The 6,293-nt window shown below is 64.7% G+C and carries 4 protein-coding genes; all 4 read left to right on the forward strand.

Going from position 1 to position 6,293, the window contains the following annotated elements; translation table 11 throughout:
- Positions 1-491: glutathione S-transferase C-terminal domain-containing protein (locus tag BGN95_RS00670; protein WP_286771312.1), on the forward strand; the 491-nt coding region annotated here is incomplete at its 5' end.
- Positions 492-514: 23 nt separating this feature from the next.
- On the forward strand, positions 515-2,911 hold the full coding sequence (locus BGN95_RS00675; protein ID WP_286771313.1) for a TonB-dependent receptor: 2,397 nt from the start codon (positions 515-517) through the stop codon (positions 2,909-2,911).
- Positions 2,912-2,930: 19 nt separating this feature from the next.
- Entirely contained in the window at positions 2,931-5,369 is a 2,439-nt protein-coding gene (locus BGN95_RS00680) for a TonB-dependent receptor (RefSeq protein WP_286771314.1), read from the forward strand.
- A 69-nt stretch (positions 5,370-5,438) separates the two neighbouring features.
- Positions 5,439-6,188 carry an SDR family NAD(P)-dependent oxidoreductase gene (locus BGN95_RS00685; protein WP_179511068.1) on the forward strand — a complete coding sequence of 250 codons (750 nt, stop codon included), beginning with the start codon at positions 5,439-5,441 and terminating at the stop codon, positions 6,186-6,188.
- The last annotated feature ends 105 nt before the right edge of the window (positions 6,189-6,293 follow it).

A 6,293-nucleotide genomic window follows, 5' to 3' on the forward strand; every position in this document is an offset into this window, starting at 1 on the left:
CGATGCCGCGCTCGATCGCGCTGCAATGGCTGATGTTCCAGACCGCCTCGATCGGTCCGATGTTCGGCCAGTACGTCCATTTCTTCCGCTATGCGCCGACCGAGACCTACGGATTGAAGCGCTATGAGAGCGAGGTCGCGCGGCTGCTCGGGGTGCTCGACACGCGGCTGGCGCAATCGCCGTGGCTCGCCGGCGACGATTACGGCCTCGCCGATATCGCGACCTGGCCGTGGATCAGGACCGCCGACGCGATGTTCCCGCTGCTCACCGACGGGCGCGATCGCTGGCGCGGGCTGCCCGCGCTGCGCCGCTGGTTCGATCGCGTCGCCGAGCGGCCCGCGACGCCGCGCGCTACCGCCGCGCTCGACGCCTTGCTGCCCGCCGATCGGGCCGCGTTCGGCAGGGCTGATGCCGATGCGCTCGATCGCTTCTTCGGGCGCGGACGCCACGATCACAGCCACAAGCTTACCGGCGCCGAAACCGCGCAATGAATGCCTTTGGGGAGGATGGAATGATGAGAAACCGAGTTTACGCATCGAGCGCCAGCCTGTTCGCGCTGATCACCGCGCTGGGCGCCCCGCCCGCGCTCGCGCAGACCGCGCCCGCCACGCCGCAGCAGGCCGCGCCCGCCCCGGCCGACAATAGCAGCGGCGCCGGGATCGGCGATATCGTGGTGACCGCGCAGAAGCGCGCCGAAAATGTCCAGAACGTGCCGATCGCGATTTCCGCGGTGAGCAGCCAGTTCCTCCAGTCGCGCGACATCAGCTCGATCGACCGGCTCGGCTCGATCGCGCCGAACGTGAAGATCGAGCGCGCGCCTTCGAACAAGACGATCAGCCAGATTTCGATCCGCGGCTCGGTGACGATCAACCCGGCGATCACCTGGGAGCCGGCGGTCGGCCTGTATCTCGACGGCGTCTATATCGCCAAGGCGCAGGGCTCGATCTTCGACGTCGCCGATCTCGAGCGCGTCGAACTGCTGCGCGGCCCGCAAGGCACGCTCTACGGCCGCAATGCGCTCGCCGGGGCGGTCAATCTCATCACCAAAAAGCCGAGCGGCGAATGGGGCGGCTCAGCCGAGATCACTTACGGCAATTACAATTTCTGGCGCGGCAAGGCTGTGCTCGATCTGCCGAAGATCGGCATCTTCTCGGTCAAATTGTCGGGGACGATCCAGCGCCGCGACGGCTTCATCAAGCTGGTGCCCAATCCCTATCCGCAGGCGTTCCTTGCGGGGAAGAACCCGACCGATCGCACCAACGACCTGCAGAGCGAAAGCTTCATGGCGCAAGTGCGCGCGCAGCCGGCGCACAATCTGACGTTCGACTATTCGTTCGATTACAGCCGCTATCACCAGCGGCCGGATTATGCGCAGCTCTATCGCGTCAACCGCAACGGCGATCCGCGCGACATCTTCGATCCGAATTCGCCGTCTTACGGCTTCGTCGGCGCCTTCTTCCCGCTCAATCTCTACACCAACCAGACGCGGCAATCGACCGCCAGCCTCGACGCCAACCCGCTCTACGAGCGGACGCGGACCGAGGGGCATAGCCTGACCGCGACCTGGGATGTCGGGGCGCAGACGACGATCAAGTCGATCACCGGCTTCCGTCAATTGCGCTTCGACGACAATCTCGATCTCGACGGCTCGCCGCTGCCGGTCGCGGCGACCGGGCGGCGGACACGTTATCATGCGTTCAGCCAGGAATTGCAGGTCACCGGAAAGGCATTTCAGGACCGGCTGAACTATGTCGCCGGCCTTTATTACTTCAAGGATTTCGCCGAGACGCTCGGGCCGCAGTCCTTCTTCGGCGGCGCGACCGCATTCGAATCCGACTATGCTTCGCATACCGAAGCTTATGCCGCTTATGCGCAGGCCGATCTGAAGATCGTCGACAAGGTGACGCTGACCGGCGGCATCCGCTATACGCACGAGCGCAAGGATATCCGCCGGCTGCTGATCGCGCAGCCGAACACGCCGCAGGCGACGACGCTGATCAACGTGCCGTTCGGCGGGGTGCCCGATGCGAAGTTCCACGATTTCAGCCCGGCAGTGACGCTCAAATACGAGCCGACCGATCACATCAATCTCTATGCGCGCTATGCCAAGGGCTTCAAATCGGGCGGGTTCAACGGCGAGACCAATATCGTCGGCACCACCGCCTCGCTGCCCGGCTGCGCCGCGCCGGCCGAACTGACCTGCCCGTATAAGGCGGAGACGGTCAACAGCTACGAAGTGGGCATCAAGACCAAGCTGCTCAACAATACGCTGCAGTTCAACGTCGCGGGCTTCCTCGACGATCACAAGAACATCCAGCTATCGATCTTCACCGCCGAAGGTGCGGCGGCGTCGATCGTGCGCAACGCCGCTGCGGCGCGGATCAGCGGGCTGGAGATCGAGGCGATCGCGCGCCCGGCCGATTGGCTGACGTTCAACACCTCGTTCGCCTATCTCCACGCGAAGTATAAGAACTATATCGATTATATCGACGGGGTCGCCACCGACGTGTCGAACAACCGCGCCTTCCCGCACGCGCCGAAATATACTGTCTCGATGGGGGTCGACTGGCGCGTCGCGCAGGGGGATTGGGGCAAGTTCAACCTGATCGCCGACATGAACTTCGTGTCGTCTTACTATACTTTCCCTTATGCTTTGGTGACGGCGAGCCCGTCGGATCAGAATGCCAATAACACCAAGTCGCCGGGTCGCACGATCGTCAACATGCGCGCCTCGCTGGGCGATATCCAGCTCGCCGGCACCAAGGCGGAAATCTCGCTGTGGGTGCGCAACCTCACCAACGAACGCAACCCGCAGAACTTCATCGATTTCGGCCCCGGCTTCGGCGGGCTGACGGTTGCTTACTTCCCCGATCCGCGCACCTTCGGGGTGACGGCGGGCGTGAAGTTCTAAGTCTCGCAAGGAGTTCCGAATGAACCGTTCCCACATCTGCGTCGCGGCAAGCCTTGCCGCCCTGTCGGTCGCGCTCGCCGCGCCGGCACGGGCGCAGGATAGCGCGGCGCAGCCGGCGCCGGCCGCCCCCCAGCGGGCCGGCGTCGACGAAGGCCGCATCACCGATATCGTCGTCACCGCGCGCCGGCAGGAGGAAAACCTCCAGTCGACCCCGGTGTCGGTCTCGGCGCTTGGCGCGCAGACGCTCGACCAGCTCAATTTCAAGAGCGTCGACAAGCTCAGCCAACTCGTCCCCAACGTGTCGATCACCGAATCCTCGGGGAGCATCACCGGCACCCAGCCCTATATCCGCGGCATCGGCTCGCAGGAGCCGCTGCTGACGATCGACAGCCCGGTCGGGGTCTATCTCGACGGCGTCTATCTCGGGCGGCAGGCAGCGAATAATTTCGATCTGGTCGACCCCGAACGGATCGAGGTGCTGCGCGGGCCGCAGGGCACGCTGTACGGGCGCAACACCACCGGCGGCGCGATCAACATCATCTCCAAGAAGCCGTCGGACGTGTTCGGCGCCGAGCTCAAGGCGGGTTACGGCAGCTTCAACAGCTGGTTCGCGCGCGCCTCGGTCGATACCGGCAAATGGGGCGACACCGGCCTCTCCGCGACCTTCTCGGTGATGCAGCGCGAGCGGGACGGCTATGTCGACAATCCGAACACGCCCAGCAACCGCGATCCGGGGGCGCGCAAGGCGACCTCGGCGTGGGGCAAGATCCACGGCGACTGGGGTAAGCTGACCGTCGATGTGACGGGCGATTATAGCTATGCCAAGGGCCAGCGCGGGCCGTTCGAGATCGTCAGCGCCTATCAGCCGGCGGCGACCTATTTCGCGCGTTCGCCGTCCTATGGCGGCGACCAGTTCGTGGTCAGCCCGCAATATATGGAGAAGGTGCCTTACGAATATGTCGGGCAGCAGACCGCCAAGACCTATGGCACGTCGATCACCGCGGCTTATGAGGTGAGTAAGGCGCTGACCTTCAAGTCGATCACCGCGTGGCGCGGCTGGGATTCGACCGAGCCGACCAATTATGCCGGCAATCTCAAGGGACAGGTGATTGATTTTACCTCGCCGACACTTTGGTCGGTGCAGCGCGTCTCGCCGTTCGTCGCTTATGAGCAGGACCTGAAGCAGCGCCAGTTCAGCGAGGAATTCCAGATCCTCGGCAAGACCGATACGTTGAGCTACGTCCTTGGCGCTTATTATTTCAACGAACATGCCAGCGAGTTCAACACCAACGACTTCACGCTCGTCCTGCCGCCGGCCTATCTCGCCGCGCTCGGCTTCCCCGCGGCGGTCGGCAATGCGCTGAGCGCGCAGAACATCGATCTGATCGGGGTCAACCTCGGCCAGACGCTCGCCTATCACACGCGCAGCGAATCCGTCGCCGGCTTCGGGCAGGTGAGCTGGAAGCCGATGATCCTCGACCAGCGGCTCGAACTCACCGGCGGCATCCGCTACACCCACGACAGCCGCTCGATCGACGAGACGAGCATCCCCACCGCCCAGCCCTTCACCGGGCAGTTGCCGAACCCCGGCCCGACCCCGGGCCCGTCGCGCAGCGGCGATCTGTCGTTCAGCAACTGGTCGTACCTCGGCTCGGTCAGCTTCCAGTGGACCAAGGATATCCTCACCTATGCGCGTTTCTCGACCGGCTATAAGTCGGGCGGGTTCGATGCGCGCGCGGGCGTGGACCTCGCGACCGGCCGGACCTTCCCGTTCACCTTCAGGCCGGAGAAGGCCAAGGCCTATGAAGCCGGGTTCAAGACCGAATTTTTCGATCACCGGCTGCGGCTGAACGGCGCGATCTTCCGCACCGATTATGACGATCTGCAGGTGCCGCAATATGCCGGCGGCAACGGCTTCATCCCCAATGCCAATGCGCGTTACCAGGGGTTCGAGATCGAGGCGCTGGCGGTGCCGATCCGGCGCGTCCAGCTCGATGCCAGCCTGGGTTATGTCGATCCGAAATATAAGGAATTCCTGATCGTCGATCCCGCGACCGGGGTCGTCGGCGATTATGCCAAACAGGCCAAATTCCCCTATGTGCCGAATTGGACGGTGCATGTCGGGGCGCAGGCGTCGCATTCGCTGGGCTTCGCCGATCTGATGTTCCGGGTCGATTATGCGCACACCAGCAAGCGCTATTTCCATACGATCGACCTGCTCAACCCGGCGAACGAGGTGATCGCCGATCCGGGCCAGGATCTGCTGGGGGTGCGCATCGCGCTGTCGGACATCGCGCTGGCCGGTCGCGCGACGCTGCGTCTCAGCGTCTATGGCGACAACCTGCTCGATCAGCACACGCGGCAAGCGGGGATCGACTTCGGCCCGTCGATCGGCATCGCCGGGGTGAATTACGGCGAGCCGCGCACCTTCGGGTTCGATGCGACGCTGAAATTCTGACGGCAAAGGGGGCCGGCGCGCCGCGCCACCGGCCCCCCGCCCCCTTCGACCGCGCGACTGGGAGGATCGATGAAAGGCTTGAACGGCAAAGTCGCGCTCGTCACCGGCGCCGCATCGGGGATCGGCCGCGCCACCGCGGTGCGGCTCGCGACCGAGGGCGCGCTGGTGATCTGCGCCGACCGCAATCTTGACGGCGCGATGCGCACCGCGGGGAGCCTCGCCACCGACAGCGCGGTCTTCGCGTTCGACGCGGGCGACGCCGCGTCGTGCGAAGCGCTGATCGCCACCGCGCGCAAATGGCGCGGTCGGCTCGATATATTGTGCAATGTCGCTGGGATCGGCGGGTTCGGCCATACCGCGCAGATCGATGAGGCGACGTGGCGCCAGCTGATCGACATCAACCTTTCCGGGGTATTCCACCTCAGCAAACATGCCCTGCCGTTCCTCGAAGCGGTGAAGGGCAATATCGTCAACGTCGCCTCGGCGGCGGGGCTGGTCGGCACGGCCTATGCCTCGGCCTATGCCGCGTCGAAGCACGGCGTGGTCGGGTTCACCAAGGCGGTGGCGATCGAATATGCCTCGCGCGGGGTGCGGGTGAATGCGGTATGCCCTGGCGCGGTCGATACGCCGCTGATCGCGGGCGGGTTCAACGCGATCGAGGGGGTCGAATGGCCGCTGGTCGAGCGCATGTCGCCGAAGATCGCGCCGATGGCCGAGCCGGGCGATATCGCTGCGGCGATCGCCTTCCTCGCCTCCGAAGAAGCGCGCTTCATCACCGGGGCGATGCTCGCGGTCGACGGCGGGCAGACTGCAGGATGACGATGATGACCGACACCGGGCTCGATCCGCGCGTGCAGGAATTGCTCGACCGCGAGGAAATCCGCGCGCTGATCACGGCTTATTGCAACGCTGCCGACCGGCACG

Source organism: Sphingomonas sp. 66-10 (genome assembly GCF_001897045.1).
GTDB classification, from domain to species: Bacteria; Pseudomonadota; Alphaproteobacteria; order Sphingomonadales; family Sphingomonadaceae; genus Sphingomonas; species Sphingomonas lycopersici.

Coding starts and splice junctions, on each gene's coding strand:
- BGN95_RS00675 (WP_286771313.1), top strand. CDS start 515: ATGAGAAACCGAGTTTACGCATCGAGCGCCAGCCTGTTCGCGCTGATC.
- BGN95_RS00685 (WP_179511068.1), top strand. CDS start 5,439: ATGAAAGGCTTGAACGGCAAAGTCGCGCTCGTCACCGGCGCCGCATCG.
- BGN95_RS00680 (WP_286771314.1), top strand. CDS start 2,931: ATGAACCGTTCCCACATCTGCGTCGCGGCAAGCCTTGCCGCCCTGTCG.